The 24,213-nt window shown below is 40.1% G+C and carries 18 protein-coding genes; 8 read left to right on the top strand and 10 right to left on the bottom strand.

Annotated elements, in window-relative coordinates:
* Window positions 1-83: 83 nt before the first annotated feature.
* From H6G18_RS06300 to H6G18_RS06290, 3 genes are all read right to left on the bottom strand, one after another.
* Window positions 84-893 carry an EndoU domain-containing protein gene (locus H6G18_RS06300; RefSeq protein WP_190406234.1) on the bottom strand — a complete coding sequence of 270 codons (810 nt, stop codon included), beginning with the start codon at window positions 891-893 and terminating at the stop codon, window positions 84-86.
* A gap of 104 nt (window positions 894-997) precedes the next feature.
* The gene (gene ilvC, locus H6G18_RS06295) at window positions 998-1,993 is read right to left on the bottom strand and encodes a ketol-acid reductoisomerase (RefSeq protein ID WP_190406233.1); all 996 of its coding nucleotides are present in this window, start codon (window positions 1,991-1,993) and stop codon (window positions 998-1,000) included.
* 106 nt (window positions 1,994-2,099) lie between these two features.
* A complete protein-coding gene (locus H6G18_RS06290) occupies window positions 2,100-2,954 on the bottom strand; it encodes an aldo/keto reductase (protein ID WP_190406232.1) in 855 nt (284 codons plus the stop codon).
* A gap of 177 nt (window positions 2,955-3,131) precedes the next feature.
* On the opposite strand from H6G18_RS06290, the gene H6G18_RS06285 reads away from it, so the two are divergent.
* From H6G18_RS06285 to H6G18_RS06270, 4 genes are all read left to right on the top strand, one after another.
* Window positions 3,132-4,028: a DUF4349 domain-containing protein gene (locus H6G18_RS06285; protein ID WP_190406231.1), complete on the top strand. Its 897-nt coding sequence runs from the start codon at window positions 3,132-3,134 to the stop codon at window positions 4,026-4,028.
* A gap of 155 nt (window positions 4,029-4,183) precedes the next feature.
* Window positions 4,184-5,716: a SagB/ThcOx family dehydrogenase gene (locus H6G18_RS06280; protein WP_190406230.1), complete on the top strand. Its 1,533-nt coding sequence runs from the start codon at window positions 4,184-4,186 to the stop codon at window positions 5,714-5,716.
* Window positions 5,717-6,307: 591 nt separating this feature from the next.
* Entirely contained in the window at window positions 6,308-9,121 is a 2,814-nt protein-coding gene (locus tag H6G18_RS06275; RefSeq protein WP_190406229.1) for a PAS domain S-box protein, read from the top strand.
* A 6-nt stretch (window positions 9,122-9,127) separates the two neighbouring features.
* The gene (locus tag H6G18_RS06270; protein WP_190406228.1) at window positions 9,128-10,624 is read left to right on the top strand and encodes a hybrid sensor histidine kinase/response regulator; all 1,497 of its coding nucleotides are present in this window, start codon (window positions 9,128-9,130) and stop codon (window positions 10,622-10,624) included.
* Window positions 10,625-10,661: 37 nt separating this feature from the next.
* Here H6G18_RS06270 and H6G18_RS06265 read toward each other — a convergent pair whose 3' ends face one another.
* The 4 genes from H6G18_RS06265 to H6G18_RS24990 all read right to left on the bottom strand — a co-directional run bounded on the left by H6G18_RS06265 (window position 10,662) and on the right by H6G18_RS24990 (window position 15,524).
* Window positions 10,662-13,208 (bottom strand): DUF3769 domain-containing protein, encoded by a 2,547-nt coding sequence (locus H6G18_RS06265; RefSeq protein WP_190406227.1) that lies wholly within the window; start codon window positions 13,206-13,208, stop codon window positions 10,662-10,664.
* Window positions 13,209-13,385: 177 nt separating this feature from the next.
* Window positions 13,386-13,502, bottom strand: coding sequence for a photosystem II reaction center protein I (locus tag H6G18_RS06260; protein WP_190406226.1), 117 nt, complete (start codon window positions 13,500-13,502; stop codon window positions 13,386-13,388).
* 559 nt (window positions 13,503-14,061) lie between these two features.
* Window positions 14,062-14,757, bottom strand: coding sequence for an acyltransferase (locus tag H6G18_RS06255; protein WP_190406225.1), 696 nt, complete (start codon window positions 14,755-14,757; stop codon window positions 14,062-14,064).
* A gap of 638 nt (window positions 14,758-15,395) precedes the next feature.
* On the bottom strand, window positions 15,396-15,524 hold the full coding sequence (locus H6G18_RS24990; protein WP_277875571.1) for a hypothetical protein: 129 nt from the start codon (window positions 15,522-15,524) through the stop codon (window positions 15,396-15,398).
* A gap of 794 nt (window positions 15,525-16,318) precedes the next feature.
* Here H6G18_RS24990 and glgP point away from each other — a divergent pair.
* Window positions 16,319-18,883 (top strand): alpha-glucan family phosphorylase, encoded by a 2,565-nt coding sequence (gene glgP, locus H6G18_RS06250; protein WP_190406224.1) that lies wholly within the window; start codon window positions 16,319-16,321, stop codon window positions 18,881-18,883.
* Between the two features lie 86 nt (window positions 18,884-18,969).
* On the opposite strand, the gene H6G18_RS06245 is transcribed toward glgP, so the two are convergent.
* Entirely contained in the window at window positions 18,970-19,707 is a 738-nt protein-coding gene (locus tag H6G18_RS06245) for a DUF429 domain-containing protein (protein WP_190406283.1), read from the bottom strand.
* A gap of 116 nt (window positions 19,708-19,823) precedes the next feature.
* Between H6G18_RS06245 and H6G18_RS06240 the strand changes: the two genes are divergently transcribed.
* Window positions 19,824-20,072 (top strand): helix-turn-helix domain-containing protein, encoded by a 249-nt coding sequence (locus H6G18_RS06240; protein ID WP_190406223.1) that lies wholly within the window; start codon window positions 19,824-19,826, stop codon window positions 20,070-20,072.
* Window positions 20,069-20,803, top strand: a complete 735-nt coding sequence (locus tag H6G18_RS06235; RefSeq protein ID WP_190406222.1) for a restriction endonuclease — start codon at window positions 20,069-20,071, stop codon at window positions 20,801-20,803. The genes H6G18_RS06240 and H6G18_RS06235 overlap by 4 nt, the downstream gene beginning before the upstream one ends.
* Here H6G18_RS06235 and H6G18_RS06230 read toward each other — a convergent pair.
* Both H6G18_RS06230 and pip read right to left on the bottom strand, forming a co-directional pair.
* Entirely contained in the window at window positions 20,766-21,959 is a 1,194-nt protein-coding gene (locus H6G18_RS06230; RefSeq protein WP_190406221.1) for a DNA cytosine methyltransferase, read from the bottom strand. The two genes, H6G18_RS06235 and H6G18_RS06230, sit on opposite strands and share 38 nt — an antisense overlap.
* A 53-nt stretch (window positions 21,960-22,012) precedes the next feature.
* On the bottom strand, window positions 22,013-22,951 hold the full coding sequence (gene pip, locus H6G18_RS06225) for a prolyl aminopeptidase (protein WP_190406220.1): 939 nt from the start codon (window positions 22,949-22,951) through the stop codon (window positions 22,013-22,015).
* Window positions 22,952-23,126: 175 nt separating this feature from the next.
* On the opposite strand from pip, the gene trpS reads away from it, so the two are divergent.
* Window positions 23,127-24,134, top strand: a complete 1,008-nt coding sequence (gene trpS / locus H6G18_RS06220; RefSeq protein WP_190406219.1) for a tryptophan--tRNA ligase — start codon at window positions 23,127-23,129, stop codon at window positions 24,132-24,134.
* Window positions 24,135-24,213 lie beyond the last annotated feature (79 nt).

Below are 24,213 nucleotides of genomic sequence, written 5' to 3'. Positions count from 1 at the left end.
TATTAGTCATAGAGTGAGCTTGTGGCTCACTCTATTTATTATGATTTTGGATCTTGATCCATAGGTCTATCACAAATTACGAATTATTTTCTACACCTTGTCCCTTGGGGAGTAGCATCAGGATAAAAAGTAATAATTGCCTTGTCTTTCCTCACAAAAACTGTGGGAAAAGTTTTACCTGTTTCTTGGTCACGTACATTATAAATACAAGCGCCTTCTTTATTGCCTTGTTTTTTAAATGCTTGAGTTGCATCTATGAGCATTTCTTCGGCGTTGCTGAGATAGCCATAACCTTTAATGACATCTGTAACTCTCCGATTTCCTTGTTGCAATACAACACCTAATGTATAAATCACACCAGGAACAACTTCTTCCCGCCTTTGATTATTTGGTAAACGTCCGCCAATACCTTCTTTTTGTAATTGTAAATATCTGCCGTGAAAATGTAAGCCCCCAATATCATTGGCGTTATATATTTCACCACAAAAGATGTGTTCAAAACCCTTACGTTGAAACCAAATATTAGTTAAGTCTTCGAGAAATTGAGCCTTTTTTTGGCGCCCCGGACGTAGTTCACCACCACTAACTTTTTGCAGCCTTTGTAAGATATTGGGATAGGTAGATAATAACTGTTTAAATTTATTAGGGCTAACTTTCGTACCGATAGGGCCACAGGTTTTTATTACAGCTTGATCAAAGGAATTTAACTGTGGTGGTGGTGGTGTGATATCTACCTGCTGTCCTCTAGGAAAACCTACAGGAACAGGATTATTTTCATTATCAAAGAAGGGTAAAAGTCTTTGTTGTGGCTGTGCTTGCGCTTGAGTAAGTGGATAAGTCAATAGTAAAACAGCAAGTATACTCAGCACTGGTTGAAACTTATGGTTTGCCATAAATTTAAATTTAGTATTTTGCTGACAATTTAACACCAAAAAAACAAAGACGCAAAGCAGTTTTGGTTGCTGTTGCGTCTTGATTAGCAATTTAAAAGAATGTTTTAAACTTTCTTCAACCAACTAAACATTGCTCGTAAGTCTTTACCAACTTCTTCAATTGGGTGTTCAGCTTCTTGACGGCGCATAGCAGTAAATCCGGGTTTACCAGATTGGTTTTCTAACACAAATTCCCGCGCAAATTGCCCTGATTGAATTTCGCTGAGAATCTTCCGCATTTCGGCTTTAGTTTGTTCGTTAACAATCCGAGGCCCACGGGTGTAATCACCATATTCAGCAGTATTGGAAATGCTGTCACGCATTTTAGCTAAACCGCCTTCTACCACTAAGTCAACAATTAACTTAACTTCGTGCAGACATTCAAAATAAGCTAGTTCTGGTTGATAACCTGCTTCTACCAAAGTTTCAAAACCGGCTTTGATTAAAGCACTCAAACCACCGCACAATACAGCTTGTTCGCCGAACAAATCGGTTTCAGTTTCTTCGCGGAAAGTTGTTTCCAAAACACCGCCACGAGTACCACCGATACCTTTAGCATAGGATAATGCGCGATCGCGTGCCTTGCCACTAGCATCTTGATAAACCGCAAACAGCGCTGGTACACCTTGTCCTTGTTCATAAGTCCGTCGTACCAAATGCCCAGGGCCTTTTGGCGCTACCATCACTACATCTACATCCGCAGGTGGTACAACTTGCCCAAAGTGAATATTGAAACCGTGGGCGAAAGCTAACACATTTCCTGCTTGCAGGTTGGGTTCAATTTCGTTTTTGTAAACTGTTTTCTGCACTTCATCGGGTAACAAAATCATGATGAAGTCAGCAACGTTAGCAGCATCAGCCACACTTTTCACCGTTAAACCAGCTGCTTGGGCTTTTTCTGCTGACTTGCTACCCGGATATAGCCCCACAATCACATTCAATCCACTATCTTTTAAATTTAAAGCGTGGGCATGACCTTGAGAACCATAGCCGATAATTGCAATGGTTTTTCCAGCCAAAAGGTCTAAATTGGCATCTTCGTCATAATACATCCGGGCCATACAAGCATCTCCTGTCAGCAAGCATCATTTATTGGCAAGTCTTTGATTTTACCCCAAATTGTGTTACCAGGGGTACAAGTAGTTGATAAGGTCTTTGGACTATGGACTAAATATTCTGTACCTCTTCGTCAGTTAGTTTGACATTAATGGCGCTGACTGAATCTTCGATGCTGGATATTTTACTGGCGCCGGGGATGGGCAAAATTGCGGGGGATTTGGCACGTAACCAGGCTAATACAATAGAGTATACCGATACGCCTTTGGTTTTGGCTAACTCCGCGATCGCTGGAATATCTTGTAAATCTTGATGGCGACGACGACCACCAAACGGACTCCAAGGTAAAAATGTCAAGCCTTCCTGTTCACAATACTGTAAAACTCCGTCTTTTTCTGGCTGTCTTTCCCAAGGGCTGTATTGATTCTGCACTGAGACAATATCCACCACATCCCGCGCTCGTTTAATTTGTTCTACAGAAAAGTTGGAAACTCCTACAAATCTAACCAAACCTTCCTGCACAGCTTCTTTTGCCGGCGCAAGTGATGCTTCGATAGTATATTCCGGATCTGGGGAGTGGTATTGCCAAACATCAATAGGTTTTTCACCGCCCAAAGCCTCAAAACTAACACGAATGGTTTGACGCAGATGTTCTGGATTTCCGTTGCGTGTCCAGCTTTCATTAGGACGCATTAAACCGCCTTTGGTCGCCACAATCACTTGGCTAACATCACCATGATAACTGGCTAGTGCTTTGTGAATTAGCCGTTCATTGTGGTGCTTGTCTGACTCATCCTTGCAATAAGAATCGGCGGTGTCAATGAATGTAATCCCTAAATCTAAAGCTCGGTGGATAACTTGAATGGAATCTGATTCTGGGGGTCGATTATATATCGACATTGGCATTCCACCCAAACCAATTGCACTGACAGATACACCTGTTTTTCCTAGCTGTTTAGTTTCCATGCTTTTCGCTTTATTTCATAGCACCACTAACTATCTATTAGCTGGTTAGAGAGGTTTTGACAATTCATCTAGGAGATATATTTTTTCCTTATGTGTTACATAAATTGCAACAATCCCTAGTTTAGATTTTGCTTTCAGTAATACTGATGGTTAATTCCAACTATCTAGGAATAGATTATGCAAACTTTCACTCTTTTACCACGTCAATCAACTTTATTTGTCAGTGCTTTGTTGGGAGGAGTAATTTTTACAAGTTGCTCGTCTATTCCTGTACCGTCCAATCAAGCATTACCTCCAGGTAATGTAACCAATCAAGCTGCATCTTTACCCGCTTCTAGGCTTGCTGATAATGTGGTACAAAAGGCGGAAGCTGCACCCGTACCCCGTTCCCGTCCGCAACTCATTAAAAAAGCGGCGATAACTGTGATTGTCAACTCTGTAGATAAAAGTATTGATACAGTCACGCAAATTCTTACTCACCAGCAGGGAGACTTAATCGGTTTAAAGGAACAACAACCTACAAAAGAAAATGCCCGTCATACCGCCACGATACAGCTAAGAGTGCCGCAGAATTTACTAGAACCAACATTAGCAGATTTAGCTAAATTAGGCACAGTTGAAAACCGTAATATCACTGTGGAAGATGTAGGGAATCAATTGGTAGATTTCCAAGCCAGATTAATTAATTTACGCAAAACTGAAGCCAACTTGCAAAAAATTATGGATCGGGCAGGTTCTGTCAGAGATGTACTCACTGTTGCTCAAGAACTCAGTAATGTTAGACAATCAATTGAACAAATCGATGCTCAATTGAAAAACTTACAAAATCAAGTCGCCTATTCCACTATTACTCTAAATCTCAAAGCAGCCGTCTCTAGTACTAGTCCTCAACGTGCGGTAACTTTGCAGATACAAGAAACTTGGAATAAATCTACTTCTTCCCTGGGGAATTTCACTGTCAGCTTACTCAAGTTGGGTATTTGGTTAATGGTCTACAGTCCCTATTTGTTGATTTTAGCTGCTGGAGTCTATGGCTTTTACCGTTGGCGGCGTAATCATCTAATTAGTCATTAGTCATTGGTCATTGGTCATGGGTCAGTTTTATTTTCCCCTGCTCCCTGTCTCTTTACACAATCGGATTTCCGAGGAATGTACTAATTAACACGAAATAATGGGACTGATGAATGCCAAGATCAAAATGAGGATGTCATAAGGGTATTGAAAGTACTATGCCAGAAATACACCAATCAATTGCTCAACATTATCACGAACGTACTAAATACGACCCTGAGACTATTGCTTCCAAAAGTCAGAGGTTAGATTGGACTAAACAGCCAGTGCCTTTTAAAGAGTATAAAATCGGTTCTGCTATTGACCTCAAACCCTACTTGCAAGAAACACCAGAGGCATTTATCAATGACCCTCATAGTCAATGGTGGCAAAGGCTATCGCGGTTACTGTTTCGTAGTTATGGGCTAACTGCCAGAATGCCTTCGATGGGAAGTACGGTGTATTTACGTGCTGCACCCAGTGCGGGGGGGTTGTATCCGGCAGAGATGTATGTAGTATCCCGTGGTACACCACTATTACCACCAGGGCTATATAACTACCAATGTCGGACTCATTCCCTGATGCACTATTGGGAAAGCGATGTTTGGCAAGGTTTACAAGAGGCTTGTTTTTGGCATCATGCTTTAGAAAATACTCAATTGGCAATTATTATCACGGCGGTTTTTTATCGTTCGACGTGGCGATATGAAGACCGGGCTTATCGTCGAATTTGCCTAGATACGGGACATCTTTTGGGTAATATCGAATTAGCGGCTGCTATCACTGATTATCGTCCTCACTTGATTGGTGGTTTTATCGATGAGGCTGTCAATGATTTACTATATATCGATCCGTTACAGGAGGGAGCGATCGCTGTGTTACCTCTGGCAGATTTATTAGATATTAAGCAAAATCTATCACCAGGATGTACAGCCCTTCCCTCAGCTACAGAAACTAATTATCCTCAGATTCCTGATGGTGAACTGCTGAAATATTTTCATCGCCATACTCAAATTTCGGCTGGTATTACCGGCAAGCTAAATTTACCAACAGTTACACAAGAAAGATCCTTGGAGGACAAATACAATTTTCCTTTCTGCCTGAAGATTCCTACCGCCTCTACACCTATATATTGGGGAGAAAAGCTGTCAGATTTGGAAATCACCATACACAAGCGACGTTCTACCCGTGCTTATAATGGTGACGAGCTGACCTTCGATGAACTCAAAGCTTTACTCGATTTTACCTATCAACCCCAAAATTATATCGACCAAAGTCTAGATAATTCCCCAGACTATTTTGATTTAAATTTAATCGAAACCTTTATTGCTGTCTGCGGAGTCCAAGGACTGGAAGCTGGTTGTTATTATTACGCACCCAAAGCCCAAGAATTAAGGCAAATCCGGTTTAAGAACTTCCGTCGAGAGTTACACTTCCTCTGTTTAGGACAGGAACTTGGGCGAGATGCCGCCGCAGTACTTTTTCATACAGCCGATTTAAAATCAGCAATCACTCAATATGGCGATCGTGTTTATCGCTACTTACACATGGATGCCGGACATTTAGGACAACGCTTGAATTTAGCCGCGATTCAACTGAATTTAGGTGTCAGTGGTATTGGTGGCTTCTTCGATGACCAAGTAAATGAAGTATTAGGTATTCCTGATGATGAAGCAGTTCTTTACATCACAACTTTAGGACGACCAAGATGAGATGAAGGGATAGAGTTTTAGTTCTAAAATTACACAAGCGCTAAAGAGGAAGGGATTCCCAAAACTACGTGATATGACAAATTAAATCCCTCTTTAGCGCAGCTACGCGCCATTCACTAAAACCATGATACGGTAGGCAATGTTCACCCTACTCATATTTAAAAAATCAAATACTAATCCTATAAATCATTTACTTATAGTCAAGGAAAAGGATAATATCCATTATTTATTTAAATAAACATTATATATAATCCTCATGTATATAAAATTTCTAACAAGAGTAATTATTTTCCTTGCAAGTACCGACTTTATTCTGATAGAAGTACTGGTAAATAATGATTTTTTTAGTAATAAAACATTTTGACTAACTCCAATCATCCATTGACATAGGTTTAATTTTTGCGATAAGCTCACTCCATAGTTGACGATCGCAACATTAATATTTTTCACCAAAATAACTGGGTCACAGTATTAGATGACTAAGTTATGTGTGGAATAATTTAAAATAATTTTATAAATTAATTCAATACTAATCTGTGATTGCTTGTTAGCGACACATTATATCACAAATTATTAATAATAAAAGTAATAATGTTGTTACCAGACAGTGAAGGCCAACGCTTAGAAGCGCTCTATCAATATCAGATTTTAGATACACCACCAGAAGAAGTGTTTGACGATCTGGTAAGTATTGCTGCTGACACTTGTAATACACCAATTGCTCTGATAGGTCTTTTAGATTCCGAAAGGGAATGGTTTAAATCAAAAGTAGGAATTAATGAATTAGAAATACCACGTAATATCTGTTTTGGCATTCATACAATTCTGCATAATGACATATTGATTATTCCAGATACTTGGCAAGATGAACGATTTACAGAAAATTCTCTTGTGCAATGGTCTACGAACGACAGTAGTTCATCGCCAAAGCCACACTATTTTCGGTTTTATGCAGGAGTTCCCTTAATTAACTCCGATGGTTTTGCTTTGGGTTGTCTAGCGGTGATAGATTTCACTCCTCGTAACTTGAGTTTGCGGGAAGAAGAAATATTAAAGCGATTAGCACGTCAAATAATGAGACAATTAGAGTTTCACCGCCAGCAAATTACTAATAAAAGCCCCTTAGATGCTCATCTCTTATTTAAGAATAATCCCCGTCCAATGTGGATATGTGAGCGGCAGACTCTGCAAATTTTAGAAGTGAATCAAGCTGCTATTCTACAATATGGTTACTCGCAGGAAGAGTTTTTACAAATACAGATAACTAAAGTTTTTCCGCCAGAATTTGTATCTAATTTAATTAAAAATATAGAACAAATAAGTGTTGAATTTCCATGTGTGATGAGATGTCAGCATCACTTAAAAAATGGACAGAATATTGATGTTAAAATAGCTATAAATAATATACAATACGCAGATGATGCAGCCTTTTTAGTTGATGTCAGAAATATTACTGAACATATCCAAATAGAACGAAATCTGCAAGAAAGTGAAAATAGATTCAGAACAATTCTAGAAGCAATTCCTGTACCATTAGTCATTTCTCGCGTTTATGATGGCTTAATTTTATATACTAATTCAGAATTTTTGCAAACATTCCAGTTATCTACAAAAGATGTAGTCAATCGAAATGTTTCAGAATTGTATCAACATCCAGAACATCAACAGCAAGTTTTAAAAGCTCTAAGCCAAAATGGTTCACTCCAGAATTATGATATTAAATTCAAAAGATATGATGGAACTTCATTTTGGGCGATCGCTTCGATTCAATACTTAAATTTCAACAATGAATATGCAATTTTAACTGTCCTCTACGACATCACAGAACGCAAAAATGTCGAAGCTAAACTGCAAGAACAAAATGCGCTCTTACAAAGTATTTTTACTGGTATACCCTTGATGATTGCACTCATGAGTCCTGAAGGTCAGGTGCAATGGGTAAATCAAGAATTAGAGCGTCTTTTAGGTTGGAGTTTAAGAGATTATCAAACTCTTGATATTTTCACAGAGTTATATCCTCAACCTGAATATCGTCAATTTGTCATCAATTTTATTCATTCTGCGGAACGTGTTTGGAGCGATTTTAGAACTCACGGACGAGATGGGCGGTTGCTAGATACCTCTTGGACAAATGTGAAACTTCCCAACGGTCAAATCATTAGTATCGGCAAAGAAATTACCGCTAGGAAGCAAACTGAGCAGGCTTTGAAAGGGCAAATCGAGCGAGAACGATTAATGCGTGCGGTTGCTCAAAGGATTCGTCAATCGTTGAATTTGCAAGATATTCTTGATGCTACAGTCAAAGAAATCAAAGACTTGCTTGGGGTTGATCGGGTTGTGGTTTATCAATTTGCCCCAAATATGAGCGGTGAAATTGTAGCAGAATCAGTAAATCCTGGCTGGATAGTTGCTCTAGGCTCAGAGATTGAAGATAATTGTTTCCAGACAGGAGCAGGAGTGGATTATCGCCAAGGACGCAAAAGGGCGATCGCTAACATACATAAAGCAGGACTCACTAATTGTCATCTGAATTTATTAGAAAAGTTTCAGGTTAAAGCTAACTTAGTTGTACCCATTCTGTTAGAAGTTAGTGGAGGTAATACTGTAACTCAGCTTTGGGGTTTGTTAATAGCGCATCAATGTTCGGCTCCAAGGGAATGGGAAGAACAAGAACTAGACTTACTTGATCAACTTTCCGTCCCTATTGCGATCGCTATCCAACAATCGAGCATATTTCAGCAAGCCCAAAATGAATTGGCTGAACGTCAAAAAGCAGAAGTTCGCTTAAGAAGCGCCTTAGCGGAAAAAGAAGTTTTACTCAAAGAAGTTCATCATCGAGTTAAAAATAATTTGCAAATAGTTTCTGGACTATTACTACTTCATTCCCAAACACTCAAAGACCCTGAATTAATTAGAACTCTGCGAGAAAGCCAAAACCGGGTTGAGTCAATCTCCATGATTCACAAAAATTTATATACTTCTCCCAATATTGGACAACTTGATGTTGTTGAGTATATCAATAATTTAGCCACTAGCATTTTAATATCCTATCAAGTAGAACCAGGAAAAATAAGTTTAGAAACTAATCTTAGTCCGATTAATTTGAGCGTTGATCAAGCTATTGCCTGTGGCTTAATTATCAATGAACTACTGTCGAATTGCCTCAAGCACGCTTTTCCTCGAAAAGAAACAGGCAAGATAAAAATTGATTTACAAAAGGTAGATAAAAACATTGAGATGACTATTAAAGACAATGGTATCGGTTTACCAGATAATTTAGATTGGCGTTATACAGATTCTTTAGGTCTTTCGTTAGTTTATGATTTAGCAACAGAACAACTAGAAGGTACTGTGAGCATCGAACGTCAACCCGGAACTACATTTAAAATTCAATTTCCGCATTAATTCACAATGGAGCAAGTCAAAATTTTAGTTGTTGAAGATGAAGTGATTGTAGCTAGAACTATTGCTAGTCAACTTAATCAATTAGGTTACATTGTTACAGGTACAGCGTCTTCTGGGAAAGCGGCGATCGCTAAAGCAATAGATACTAAACCAGAATTAGTTTTCATGGATATTATCCTCAAAGGTGACATGGATGGTATCACTACTGCTAGTTATATTCGTGAGCATTTAGATATTCCTGTTATCTTCCTAACTGCTTACGGTGATGACAATACCTTGCAAAGAGCGAAAATTACCCAACCATTTGGATATATTTTAAAACCATTTAACTCCAAAGATTTACGTATTGCTATTGAAATAGGTTTGCTAAAACATCGCTTAGAACGTGACATACGAGAAAATCGCGATCGGTTAGCAACGCTTTTAAATTCGATTAGTGATGCTGTTATCGCCACCGATGAGCGTGGAAATGTCACATTTATGAATCCAGCCGCCGAAGTGCTGACTGGTTGGCATCAAACAGATGCTTTAGGAAATGACGTATCCAACATTTTTAATATTGTTGACGAAGTTACAGAAACGGTTTTAGAAAACCCAGTCACGAGAGTTATCAGAGAACAAAAAGTTGTTTATTTAGAAGAGTTTACATCTTTAATTACTAAAGATGGTAGAAGAGTACCAATTGGGGATAGTGCTTCACCCATTATGGGAGTACCTAACCAACTAAATGGTGTGGTAATTGTTTTTTGGGATCTCAGCGAACGACGACAAACAGAATTACTAGAGAAAGCATTGCAAAAAGAACGCGAACTAAATAATCTTAAATCTTTGTTCATTTCCACGGTTTCTCATGAATTTCGCAATCCCTTAAGTGTAATTCAAACAGCAATAGAGCTTATAGAATTGCAAGGGCAAAATTTAACAGAAAATAAGAAAAATACATATATTAAAAGAATTAAAGGTGCTGTGCAATCCATGAAATTACTAATGGAAGATGTACTATTCATGGGTAAATCTGAAGCAGGAAAAGTTGAATGTAACCTGGAAAAATTGAATTTGAAAGAATTTTGTCAAGAATTAATAGAAGAATTTACAACCGTAGAGATTAGTGGACATGAAATAATTTTTACGTGTCACGGTGACTCTACAGATGCGTGCATGGATGAAAGACTATTACATTACATATTTGTGAATTTACTTTCTAACGCCGTCAAGTATTCTCCCCAAAATGAAACTATTAGGTTTGAGTTAACTTGTGATCAAACTGGAGGTGTAGCAATTTTTCGGATTCAAGACGAAGGTATTGGTATTCCCATAGCAGACCAAGCTCATCTATTTGAATCATTTTATCGAGCTTCCAATTCTCAGTCAATTCAGGGTACTGGGCTAGGTTTAGTAATAGTAAAAAAATGCGTCGAAGCCCACAATGGCAGAATTAATATTAGCTCTCAAGAAGGTATTGGTACTACATTTACAATTACTTTACCTTTAAATAGTCAATAGTTAGTTGTCAGTGGTTTATCAAAAAAGGTAGTCTTCATTACTGACGTACACCACCGACAACAGGTCTAACTTCGCCATCAGAAAATGGATTTGTGCCACCAGTCCAGTTAAAGTCACTAATGCGGATGCTAAATGCACCTAATTCTAGTACTGGATTGTAGCGCAGGGTAATTCCGTAGGTGCGTCGGCTATATTCAGCAATGTAGTCGGTACTACTTTCCCTACCCGTGTCTAAGTTAATTGATGTTTGAAAACCCAAGCGCCAAGGGCCGTAAATTTGCTGCGAAATGCCGGCACTTAGTACTTTGTCATCAACATAGCGGTCAAACAAAAAGGGTGATAGACCACTAGTTAAACCTTGGGAGTAGCGGATATTAAAAGCGGTGTAGTCTAGGAAGGGGCGAGAAAAGTGACCAAGTTGCCCTACTAAACCAACTGTACCAATTAGGGTGCTTTGGTTGTCGCCATTAGTGTAGTAACTCGTAGTACCCGTAACACCAGCGATCGCCTGTAAATAAGGAACGACAGGAGTAGGTGTATATCTTAAACCTTCTGTGGCTGTGGGTGGTAGTGGTTTTCCTTGCCACAGCAAAAATCCTGTGCTGAGGGCGGCGCTACCTTGTAAACGACCAAGAGAAATCCGATCATTGGTACGGATTGGGTCTAGCAAGTCTAAGCGGTCGGTATTGGCGTTGATATACTGTGCGCCTGCTTGATAGCTAAGATTAATCCCAGATTTTCCCAGAGGAATAACTGGAGAAGTAATTACACCACCCAAACTACTTTGGACTGTTTGAAAACCAAGTGTACCGTTGTAGAGGCGATCACGGTAGCTATATTCCCAATTCACTACGTGAGGATTGCTATCGGCTAAAGCTTGGCGTAAACGCACACTCGCCTTTAAATTCTCATCTAGCTCATCAAAGTTAAAACTAGTGAGTTCTCCAATCCCTTCCACTACAGACCGTGAACTTAATACAGAATTTAATCTAGCTTTGACACCAAATAACTCTGCTACATTAGCATCTCCTTGTATCGCTTTTTGTACAAAGAATTGGGGTGTAATTTGCAAGCTAGTATTGTCTGTATTAATGGGTGTAAAACCACGCTCAATAAACACACCACCCCGCCTATCGCCATCGTAGCCAGGAGAGACAATAAATGGTGTTGCATCTCGTTCTCGACGGTCAATTTTCTGCTGATCTATGGGAATTGGTAGAGTCAAACCTTGGTCAAAGACTAGGCGCTGTCGTTGTGTAGTCACACGATCAATTAAGGGAGCCTCCCGCGTTACGGTGACTGTATCTGCCCGTAATTCCAATTCTGGGGGCGAAAATGGATCATTTGTGAGTCGCACATTTCGGGCTTGCCAACCACGGGGATAGAACTCAATTTGGCTGGCTTCAAACCTGATGCGCTTCACCTCACCCCCAGTTTTTGGGGGAGGGAGATTGCTAGCATCGCTTCCACCCCCGACTGTAAATTCAATACCACCAGGACTACTGACATTAGTCAGAGGTTGGTCAGTCCGAATGCGATCGCCTGGTGGTTGTTGTGGCACTCCACCAGCTGTAATATCCGTGGGTAAGAAAGCAAAATCTTGTGATGCTGAGGGTACGTTGATTTCCCCACTACCGTTTTCTAATTCCCCACTGTCTTGGACAAAATTATAGGTAAAGCGTTGTCCCCGTAATACCTGATCGCCTCTTGTTAAGACTACATCCCCTTCCCCGGCGGCAATTAAGTTATCCAAGTTGACTTGTACGCGATCGGCATCCAGCACTGCTCCATCAAATCGCACTAATACATTCCCCTCAGCAGTGATGATGCGTCTTTGCTCATCGTACTCCTGCCTATCTGAAGTCACTTCTACAATTCTCTGGCGGGCTGGTAGTGTATTGTTGGGGATAGGAGATGGTTGATTTGGTGTTGGTAACTGTGCTTGTGGGCTAATAGATGGTGATGTGACAGTTTGTATTGAAAGCTTATTTACTGAGTTACGAGACTTAAACTCAATTACATTTTGAATTGGTTGATTAGTAACTACCTGATCAGCAGCAGATACAGAGATATTAATTTTGTCCCCAGTCTGTTGAACAGTAACTTGGTCTTTCTGTTCTTGCTTAGTCAATGCCGATGCTATTGGCGCTTTTTGAGGGGATAAATTCTGGGGCTTTGTTGCTGTAGGAAAAACTTGCGAATTAGAATCTATCTCGTTCTGAACAGAATAACCAATTCCCTGGGGTTGACCCAAATTAACAGCACTATTAGAAGCGGTTAGAGGAGTAAATTCTGGGGTAAAAGTTTCTGGTGTACTGGGTTTTGTTAGAACGGGATCTGTGATTAAATTATCTGTCGTATTACTAGTAGAACTAGGAAACTGCAAAGAATCTTCTGTTTTCTCTACAGTTGAGCTTTGGCTCTGTTTTTTTGGCGATTTGGCAGTTTCTTGCGTGTTTTGGCTGCTGGGATCAATTTCACTAACTAAATGAAATTGACTTTCACTAGCAGATGGAGTGGAATTTGCAGGTTGTATGGATTCAACAAGAGGAGGCGGTGCAGGCGGCAGAACTGGATGAAGCATATTGGGACACAATCAACCTAACAAATAGCCAATTAATAGCCGGAATGAATTCACCTTCGGCTTACTAACCTCCCCGGAGGGAGACACTACACTGCAAAAGAAAAATCGTTGGCAGGTAGTGTTTGTTCAGTCTGATGTTTTCTAACTTCCGGCGGTCACGGATCAATTGTCTGGCTTTTACTCTAAATCCCGACGACCGGGGTTACGAGCTGGGTCATTAGACAAGAATCCGAAGACAAAGATAGCCACAAAGAAACCAACAACAATATAAACAGCGATTTTTAAAGTGAGCATCTGCGATATCTCCAAAAGGTAGAGCTTTGTCCTCAGTATCTGCCATGCAGAAAAGGTAGTTCCTTTATATTACCCGCATCTCGTTACTTTTTGAGAGGGCTACAGTGAGGCTTAAGACCATGTTCAGCTGCATCTCTTTAGGCGTGAGATAGTTTGGCTTTCTGGCTGATGCTCAGTTTTTATAACTTTGTAGATGACCTTCGCTAAATATAGTTGTTGACCGTGCCAATTTTAGATTTTGGATTAGTTTTTGGTACTCATACGGAGAAGCAAGCTACAAGCCCCGTCCCGCAGAATTTTAAATTTTGGATTAGAAGATGATTCACTCCAAAATCGGTAATCCAAGGTCGAAAATCGATTGTCCCTTGTGGTCGGGGTCAATCCAACAATCGCAAATTTAAAATCCAAAATTGATTGACTAGTTCATCTTGTGACGTTTTCTTCAGACAGAGGTTTCCCGTCTGGAAGATAAACTACTAAAGGTTAATGGATAGAGGTTCGCAAATGCACCCTCAACTCACCTAATACCCAATCTCCAATTACCAATCCCCAGTTCCTACTAATCACCGGATGTCACTAAATCTTGGGCAATACGGCTTTTGATCACTCGTGCAGGCGCACCTACAGCCACGGATAATGGAGGAATATCTTTGGTAACTACTGCGCCTGCACCAATCACACTTCCCTTACCAATAGTTACGCCATCTAATACTACTACTCCATGTCCTAACCAACAATCATCTTCAATCACAATACCTTTGCGAGTCACACCTTGGTATTTGATCGGCAATATCGGATCTGTGAAATTGTGATTGTTCGCATATATACCTGAATGGGCGGCAATCATGCAACGCTTACCAATTTTGATATCTCCTGGCCCAGCAATACAGACATTAGAACCAATGAAGGTTTCCACATCAATGTGAATACAAGTATTGTCTAAACACCCTATATCAACGTTGCGCTCAATTGCTACTCCATCCGCTAAACAAATTTTATTATTGGAGTCTCCCTTAGCATCAAGACGTACGCCTTTAAATAGATGTACACCATTGCCAATTTCAATATTACGGGCGCTGATAAATTCCACTCCATGTTGAATATTTACTGAGCTACCCATGTGAGCAAAAATAGTTCGATATACGATATTTCTTAATTTTGTTCCTAGTAGCAGTGTGGGGATATTCCCGAATGCAGTGATTGCCAAAAGTTCTTGGAATCGCTGGAATTTTGCAGAATATCTCTGATTATTCATAATTAATTTATCCGATGAATGGTGTGAAGAATTTTGCTGATGTGTTGGATATGTATCTTTTTTTGTAGTGCTAATTATCCTGATATTTATCCAGTATTAAATCTAATGGGTATTGATACATAATAAATATACCCACCAATTTGGATATGCTTCCAAGTATTTTGGAGCCAAGCTATAGGTTTATGACATCAGTAATTTTTGCAGGAAATACCAAAAACAATATGCAGTTTTCCAGCATCTCAATTTTGTCAGATGTCTTGTTTATGACAAGACATATTAACAGTATTTACCTATCAATTTGAGCTATGATATTGCTGTTTCTGTTTCCATCAATACCAAAGCTAATACTCAAGTCATTACAGTGTCTAACCTCAAACTATTCAATTGTAAGTTTGGATATTTGAGTGCGACTAATTGAACTGTTATTAGTTAATAGGAACAGATTGCCGTATTACTTTTTAGCCTGGCATCTGCTTCATATTCAGCCAATTATTTTTTCATAAACCAATTTAACAAGCTTTTGTCAACTGAACTACATTCTGCACAGACTAATTAAAATTTTGTCAAAAAAATTGCCTATATATCAAAATGTAATTTGTGTTGAATGTTACTTGGTCTTTTATCTCAATAGAACCAAGTTATGGTGGATTATCTCCAACTTCAGCCATCACATTAAAATTTACCATCGGTGCAAACAAGTAAGCGCTTCCCCGATTGCTATGACGACTCTCCGGCAACGAATTTTTAGAGTATGCTGCTTTCATCATGTTGCACACTGATGATTTACAAACCAATCTAATCAAGAGTATGGTTAAATGAATGGATTTTGACAATAATAATTGCTCACCAGCATAACACATTTTATTTTCAGTGTCTCACCCTCAAGAAATAGTTTATTTAATATTGTTTATGTCTGATAAATTTGATGTGTTGCTCATCACAAAAATGGGTTTTTATGTAAATATGGCTACATATTGCTGAATTAATTTTTCACAGATTATTTATTGACTAAATACAAGTATATATTTAATTGAAATTTCAGGAAGTTATCAACGTCATTTAGGTATCAGATCAGACTTATCAGAGCTATTATGAAAAATTAGACTTACAATTTTTCTAAATACTTTAAAACCGCAAAATAGGATAAATTTTTACTAACAAATAAATAAGTAGATGGTAGTATGAACCATGTTCAGCAATGTCAAATAACTGTAGTTGAATTCGTAGTATTCGCAGAGCTTTTGTCTACGACAATACACTACATGAATATTACAAACCTTGAATTATTAACGTCGCTTTACTTAATTCACACAAGCAACTCACTACTGACAATTAAATAATTCTTAAGAAAATCTTTAAATTTTCTGAGTTTAGGTATCAGGATCTACAGCCAGAGGCCCAGGAAAAACACCTTCACCACAAAGGATACAAACTGTAGACGGGAATATTTCCATTCCTTAACAAAGTCATGGCAATTTTACAAACATAGTATAAAGAATTGGCAACATTGGGGAAAGACAGTGAACAATATCCATAGCTAAACTAGGAGCTTTGCTAACCTATGCAGCCGATTCGCACATTCAACGTTTCTCCTTCTTTGCCTCCGCGACTTGAACCATTGCGGCGACTGGCGTATAATTTACACTGGGATTGGAATGTTGAGACCAAAGATTTATTTCGACGCTTAGACCCAGATTTGTGGGAATCTAGCCATCACAACCCCGTATTAATGCTGGGTACAATCAGTCAAGGTCGGCTTTTGGAAGTCGTGGAAGATGAAGGGTTCCTGGCACAGCTAGATCGTGCCAACCGTCAATTAGAGGACTATTTACAAGAGCGCAGCTGGTATCAAAAGCAGCGCAGTCAGAAGCCAAAAGAATGTTACGCCTATTTTTCGGCTGAATTTGGACTGGTAGATTGTCTACCGGTTTATTCTGGTGGTTTGGGCGTTCTGGCAGGAGATCACCTGAAATCAGCTAGTGATTTAGGGCTACCTTTGGTCGGTGTGGGTTTACTGTACCAGCAAGGCTACTTTGCCCAGTATCTCAATGCCGACGGCTGGCAGCAAGAACGTTATCCGATTAACGATTTCTACAATATGCCATTGCACCTAGAACGCAATCCCGACGGTTCCGAACTGCGGATTGCGGTAGATTACCCAGGACGCAAGGTATATGCCAGAGTTTGGCGGGTACAGGTGGGAACAGTACCCCTGTATATGCTGGACACAAATATTGAGCCTAATAACCCATACGACCACGACATCACAGATCAACTCTATGGTGGCGACATCGATATGCGTATCCACCAAGAAATTATGTTGGGTATTGGTGGTGTACAAATGTTGAAAGCCTTGGGTTATCAAGTCACGGCTTACCACATGAATGAAGGTCATGCTGCTTTCTCGGCCCTAGAACGCATCAGTTTGTTGATTCAACAAGAGGGATTGAGTTATGCGGAAGCTAAACAAGTAGTTAGCTCTAGCAATATCTTTACTACCCATACACCTGTACCGGCAGGAATTGACCTGTTCCCTCCGGACAAAATTATGTATTACCTTGGTTACTATGCAGACATCTTTGGCTTACCCAAAGAGCAATTTTTAGGACTGGGGCGAGAAAATACAGGTGATTTATCTGGGCCGTTCAGTATGGCGGTGCTGGCGTTGAAAATGGCGACATTTTCTAATGGTGTAGCCCAGTTACACGGTGTGGTTTCCCGGCAAATGTTCCAAGGTTTGTGGAAAAAGGTTCCTGTTGAGGAAGTACCTATTGCGGCAATTACTAACGGTGTTCATGCCCGTAGTTGCGTTGCTAAATCAACTCAGGAATTATACGATCGCTACCTGGGGCCAAATTGGTCATCAGCACCACCAGATAGCCCATTATGGGAACGGATGGAGGCAATTCCCGATGAGGAATTATGGCGCAATCACGAGCGTTGCCGCTTGGACATGATACTGTATGTGCGTGACCATTTGGTCAAACATCTACGCGATCGCGGTGCTTCGGCCTCCGAAATTGTCCAAGCCCAAGAAGTTCTCGACCCTAATGCCTTGACTATAGGCTTTGCCCGCCGCTTTGCCACTTACAAACGCGCTACCCTGTGGATGCGCGACATTGAACGCATTAAACGCATTTTACTAAGCAACAAAGACCGCAAAGTACAATTTGTCATTGCTGGTAAAGCCCACCCCAAAGATATTCCGGGGAAAGAACTTATCCGCGAAATTAATCACTTTATCCATGAACAACACTTAGAAAAACAAATAGTGTTTGTTCCCAACTACGACATTCATATTTCTCGGCTGATGGTTGCTGGTTGTGATATCTGGTTAAACACACCCCGCCGTCCCAGAGAAGCATCCGGTACTAGCGGTATGAAAGCCGCCATGAATGGCTTACCTAACTTGAGTGTGTTAGATGGTTGGTGGGATGAAGCCGATTACGTGCGCACCGGTTGGGCAATTGGACATGGGGAAAATTACGACGATCCCAACTACCAGGATGAAGTAGAAGCCAATGCTCTCTACGATTTACTGGAAAAAGAAGTCGTACCCTTATTTTACGACCACCGCGATATTGATGGTTTACCCAGACCTTGGGTTGCCAAAATGAAAGACGCTATCCGGTTAAACTGTCCGTTTTTTAATACAGCGCGGATGGTGCGAGAATATGCACAACGGGCTTACTTCCCCGCAAGCGATCGCTATCACACGGTAACATCTGATAATTATGCCCCAGCTAAGGAATTAGCCGATTGGAAAGCAAAACTTAGTGACCACTGGTTTAATATCAAAATCAAAGATATCGATGTATCCGCAGGTGCAGATATTGAAGTTAATCAAACCGTTGCAGTCAAAGCCAAAGTAGATTTGACAACATTAAACAATGATGATGTCCAAGTCGAATTATATCAAGGTTCCATTGATGCCAATGGTGATATTGTCAACGCTGTACCTGTCGTCATGGATTATCAAGGACAAGATACTAATGGATTAAGTGTTTATACTGCCAATATTCTGTATACCACCTCTGGTTTACAAGGCTTGTCTTTGCGCGTATTGCCAAAACACCCACACCTGTCTAGTCCTTATGAACCCAGATTGATTGCTTGGGCTGAGTAAAGGAGCAGGGAAGCAGGGCGCAGGGAGCAAGGGCGAGAGCTTTCGCCTTTTCCCCCTGCACCCTGCCCCGATTCCTAGTTCTTCTCCTACTCCCCACTCCCAATGTTTCTGGGGATGACAATGTAACCAGTAGTGCGATCGCCTAATACTAGGTTACGTTGTTCTCCCCAATACCACCAATGAGCAGCTACGTAAGCACAAATTAAGCTATCTAGTTTATCTTCGGCAGCTTTCAGTTCTGCACCTGTGTGGGGAATTTCACCAAGAGACAACTTTTTTACACACAAAGCAGGCTCAAGGTTGGGGAGGATATCCACAATATATTGATAAAGTTTAATTAATTCTAAGCGGCGCTCACTGATGCGCCCTTTTTTATATTTAAGGATACGATCTAAACTGAATAGCTGAACTATTGCCGGATGGGGAAAGACTTCTATTTGATATCTGCCTAATTTTTGCGCTTCTATTGTGGGTGCATGGACAAAACCACGAGACTCCAATTCTAAACCAAAATTTATAGTCCGTTCTGCAAAGGCTAGACCTTGGTTGGCTGGGTAACAACCGGCGTGATATTTACCGAAATACTTATGGGTGAGTTTGTCAGGGAGACGACTTCCCGTCAAGTTAGGTATGAGGGTGGGTGCATCTACACCAATGATGGCTGATTCTTCTGGTTGCACCCAGGTATCAATCCAGGCGAAAATATGAGCGATCGCATCTTGACGATCTAAATCAACTATCTCTAACTTACCCTCAGTTAATTGCAGACAACATAAACCACTCGGTTGAGACTTCCAACCTAAATCAACACCAATAAATTTCATGGCGATAAATTTTGAAGTCTGCTCATTCTCCCATTTTTTCTGGATAGCTAGGTAATACATTGCAATGTGACACATCGTCCGTAGACGGATAGTCCATAGACACTGAGAATCTGCACATGGATGAACCGAAACAAAAGATTCTCAGTGCTTTAGGTTATCTTGTGAGACAACACAGAATAGAGAGGGGAATTTCACAAGAGGAATTAGGACTACGCGCCAACTTAGACCGTACATACATATCTGGTGTAGAACGCGGAGTCAGAAATCCGTCCCTAACTGCTCTTGTTAGCCTTGCTAATGGTTTAGGCATAAGTGTTTCTGTTCTTCTAGAAAATCTAGAAATAGAAGTTGATAGAAGACAGTGAATGAAGAACAAAATCTAGTAGAGATAATTCAGCGCCAGTTCAGACAAAACTCAACTCAACTACAAGTCTTTAACCTCTTATCAGATGAAAAATGGCATTGTAGGGAATGTGAAGGTAAGAAAATAGGCTCAAATCAGTACGCTGGTGGTGGAGGTATTCAGGGGTTACAACGTGGGACAAGGAGTCGTCCAGGTCTTGTAATTGAAACGACCAAAAATTACTGTCCAATTTGTCAGCAAGTACGCTTAGGAGATCAATGGACAGGAGAGATTAAATCAGCTAATTCCGCATCAAATATACCAGCGTCTTTAGTTGAGAGAATTTTACAAGTTTATTCCTATACAGATGTAATAGAACAAAGACAGAGAGAAAAACATGAATTGGTAATTGATCATCGATTCCCGATGGAACGTTGGGGAGCTAGTGAGCCTCCACACTTAACTTCTATGAGTGATGATGAAATTAAGCAAAAGTTTCAATTGTTAAAAAAAGACACATCAGGTAATCACAATCTTTTAAAATCGAGAAGTTGTGAGCGCTGTATCAAAACTGGTAAAAGAGGTACACCTATAGGCATCCATTTTTGGTATCAAGGTGGAGAAGATTGGCCTTCTCTACATCAACGTGGTGCTGAAGCAGAAGAAGGTTGTGTTGGATGTGGTTGGTATAATTTTGAAGTATGGCGTAACGCTATTAATCAAACACTAACTCAGTCTGATCAATACAAATAACATCAACTTTATTCTTAGTATTAAGCGCAATCTTATTTAAATAAGGTATTAGTGCATAGCCGATACATTCTGCTAAACGTGGCGGTACAGCATTACCAATTTGCCACATTGCTTTTTTCATAGTCCCTTCAAAAATGAATGAATCTGGAAATGTTTGTAATCTTGCCATCTCACGAGCTGAAATTACTCTATTTAAATATGGGTGAATATGAGTACCGCCATGATTTTCTTTAACAGTCATGCTTGGCTTACCAGGATATTGACGCTTAAAGGCATCAACATATTTTTGATACAAAGAACCGCCAGGGGGTACTTGAGCAATACGTTCCATATACTCTGGTGAATGCCTAGTCCATTGATGATTTATTTCTGGTATCGGAGTATATTCTGGTAAGTCAGAAATAGCTGATTCAATAGGTTTATATTCTTCAGGTGATAACTGAGCCTTGGGATAAGGGTTTGGCATTCCAAATCTATTAGCAATAAAAATTGCTCTTGGTCTAATTTGTGGTATTCCATAATCAGCAGATTCTAAAATTGCTACAGATATATTGGGATAACCAATAGACTCAAAAGCCTCGATAATTGCTTGCTTGACATTTCCATTTTGGATAGTTAGTATTCCTGGTACATTTTCCATAACTACATACCACGGGCGTATTTCTGATACTACCCGGACAAATTCATAAAATAGACGATTACGCGGATCTTTAGGGTCACGTTTACCTGCAACCGAAAACCCTTGACAAGGAGGCCCACCAACAACAAGATGTATTTCAGGAGAGCCAATTTGTTTCAACCAATTCTCTGGAGAAAATTGTTCAATATCTCCACAAAAATGATGACAATGAGGAAAATTTCTTTGATGTGTAGCAGAAGCAATTGAACTAGTTTCTACACTAGCTAAAGCTTGGAATCCAGCCTGTATTAGTCCTTGGGTAATTCCTCCTGCTCCACAAAATAGATCCACAAAATTATATTGAGATGTTGCTATTAGTGGGGTATTGACATCAATAAATTTCTTGTAAGGATCTATGTCATTGTTTTCTAGTTCACGTTTTATCCGTTCATAACGTCCTAATTTTGGTTTTTTTTGCTTTTTAGTAGATTGATTCTCCTCTTCATTAGGAAAAAAAGAAAGTTGTGTGCTTTGCATTCGATGCTTAATTATTGATAGCTGTTTACATGGAACTTATCGTCTACAATATATCAAAACTTATCCGTCGCCTCAATCAAAGCACTACGAATCCCCGCTTCACTCATCGAATGACCAGCATCAGGAACCACAATAAATTCTGCTTCCGTCCAAGCCCGATGTAATTCCCAAGCTGATACCATAGGACAAACCACATCATAACGCCCCTGGACAATCACCGATGGAATATGGCGGATACGATGAACATTTAATAGTAATTGATCTTCAGAATTGAAGAATCCTTGATTAATAAAGTAATGACATTCAATTCGAGCAAAAGCATCAGCAAAATTATCTGCACCAAAAGCTTGCTTTAGCTGCGTATCAGGAAATAACCTACTAGTACTAGCTTCCCAAATTGACCAAGCACGAGCCGCTTCTCGTCTAACTTGTGAATCTGGACTAGTTAAACGTTGGTAATAAGCTGTGAGTAAATCGTCTCGTTCATTTACAGGAATTGGTTGCAGATATTCCTCCCAAGCATCAGGAAAAATATAACTAGCACCTTCTTGATAAAACCAGCGTAGCTCTTTTTGTCTGAGTAAAAATATCCCGCGTAAAATTAAGCCTAAACAACGCTCAGGGTGAGTTTGACTATAAGCTAATGATAAAGTACTGCCCCAACTCCCACCAAAAACCACCCACTTTTCTATTCCTAAATGCTCTCGTAGTTTTTCAATATCACTAACTAAATCCCAAGTTGTATTTTCTCTCAATTCTGCATGGGGTTGGCTTTTACCGCAGCCACGTTGATCAAACATCACCAATCGCCATTTTTCGGGGTGGAAATATTGCCGATAAACTGGAGGACAGCCACCACCAGGGCCACCATGCAATAAAACTATGGGTTTACCTTGGGGGTTTCCTGATTCTTCAAAATGAATAGTGTGTAATTGGGAAACTCGTAACTTACCTTGTTTGTAAGGTTCGATGGGTGGGTAAAGTTCACGCATTTTGATACTTGAGGAGTGGTTCAGTAATCATATAATAGACAGCGCTGAGTATAAGCGATCGCACAACTGGTTAGATTATCATCTCCCCACACCAGACTAGAAAATGTCAAAATGATATGTGTTTTGCCATCGCCACTTTACACGGTGGGAATTTGAGATAACTAAACTAGGATTTATGGGTAAGCAGCGCGTTCTGTCGGGAGTTCAACCAACTGGTAATCTACATTTGGGTAACTATTTAGGGGCGATTCGCAACTGGGTAGAAATTCAAGACCAGTACGATAATTTCTTTTGTGTAGTGGATTTACACGCAATTACTGTACCGCATAATCCAGCTACATTGGCGGCAGACACCTATGCGATCGCTGCACTTTATTTAGCCTGTGGTATTGATTTAAAATACTCAAATATCTTTGTCCAATCCCACGTCTCAGCCCACAGTGAACTCGCTTGGTTACTCAACTGCATCACCCCCCTGAACTGGCTGCAAGACATGATTCAGTTTAAGGAAAAAGCAGTCAAGCAAGGGGAAAATGTCGGTGCAGGCTTGTTAATTTATCCAGTGTTGATGGCGGCTGATATCTTGCTTTACCAAGCCGACAAAGTACCCGTAGGTGAAGACCAAAAGCAACACTTGGAACTGACACGGGATATTGTCAACAGATTTAATCACCAATTCGCCAAAGATAAACCTGTACTGAAATTACCAGACCCTTTAATCCGCAAGGAAGGTGCAAGGGTGATGAGTCTCACCGATGGGACACGCAAAATGTCTAAATCCGACCCCTCAGAGTTAAGCCGTATTAATGTTTTAGACCCACCAGACCAGATTGCTAATAAGATTAAACGTTGTAAAACTGACCCAGTAAAAGGTTTAAGTTTTGACGATCCAGAACGCCCAGAGTGCAACAACTTGTTAACGTTATATATGTTGCTGTCTGGTAAAAAGAAAGAAGAAGTAGCCGCAGAATGTCAAGACATGGGCTGGGGACAGTTCAAGCCCTTGCTAACGGAAACAGCAATCAACGCCCTCAAACCCATCCAAGAAAAATATCAAGAAATCACTGCTGATAAAGGCTATTTAGAGTCTGTATTGCGTGACGGCCGAGAAAAAGCAGAAGCCGTTGCTAACCAAACCTTAGCAGATGTAAAAGCAGCTTTAGGGTATTCTCTACCCGTTTAATTTGTAATTAGGGAGTGCTGGGTGAATTATATTTCATCCTTCCCTAATCCCTTGTTCTTTCAGGTGTAATTCGTTATAC

Source organism: Anabaena subtropica FACHB-260, assembly GCF_014697105.1.
In the GTDB taxonomy this organism is placed as follows: Bacteria; Cyanobacteriota; Cyanobacteriia; order Cyanobacteriales; family Nostocaceae; genus Trichormus; species Trichormus subtropicus.
The sequence above is the reverse complement of the archived record's forward strand: the minus strand, read 5'-3'. Positions and strand labels throughout refer to the sequence as shown.